The following is a 592-nucleotide window of genomic DNA, read 5'->3' as shown; positions in this document are numbered from 1 at the left end:
CGCGCCGAGGGTGTCGGCGAGGACGCGTTCCTTGCCGGCGTTCTTCGCGGCGGCCGCGGCGGGGTCGGCGAGGGCGGCGCCGTCGCCGCCGCCGAGGAGGTTGGTGCCGGACCAGGCGCGCACGGCGAGGGCGCGCTGCTGGAACATCGGGCCCAGCACGGACCGCAGCAGGGTCTGCCCGGTCTTGCCGTCCCGGCCCGCGTACGGCACCCCGGCCGAGGCGGCGAGCCCGGCCAGCGCGGGGTGGTGCAGGCCGGTGGACGGGGTGAAGTTGACGTAGCCGCAGCCGGCGCGGAGGGCGGCGGCCGCGTAGAGGGAGCTGGGCGGCAGGGCGCCGTCCGCGGGGACGGGCTCGGTGGAGGCGACGTTGACGACGACGGTGCCGGCCAGCTGGTGGCGGTCGGTGAAGTCGCGGATGTCGGCGGCGAAGACGTCGATCCAGTCGTCGTCGGTTCGGGCGGGGCCGGTGTCCGTACCGCCGGGGGTGGGCCCGCCGGGCCGGATCTCCCGGTCGGCGGCGACGAGTTCGGCGTGCACGGCGGCGGGGAGGCCGTGCGGGAGGACGCCGCCCTCGGCGAGGTGCTCGGCGCGT

The 592-nt window shown here is 78.4% G+C and carries 1 protein-coding gene; it reads right to left on the bottom strand.

Features of this window, described 5'->3' with window-relative positions; all coding sequences use genetic code 11:
- Positions 1–592: inositol-3-phosphate synthase (locus CCN29_RS36160; RefSeq protein ID WP_442538463.1), on the bottom strand; the 592-nt coding region annotated here is incomplete at both ends.

This window comes from Streptomyces pseudogriseolus (assembly GCA_002154585.1).
Lineage (GTDB): Bacteria > Actinomycetota > Actinomycetes > Streptomycetales > Streptomycetaceae > Streptomyces > Streptomyces pseudogriseolus.
The sequence above is the reverse complement of the archived record's forward strand: the minus strand, read 5'-3'. Positions and strand labels throughout refer to the sequence as shown.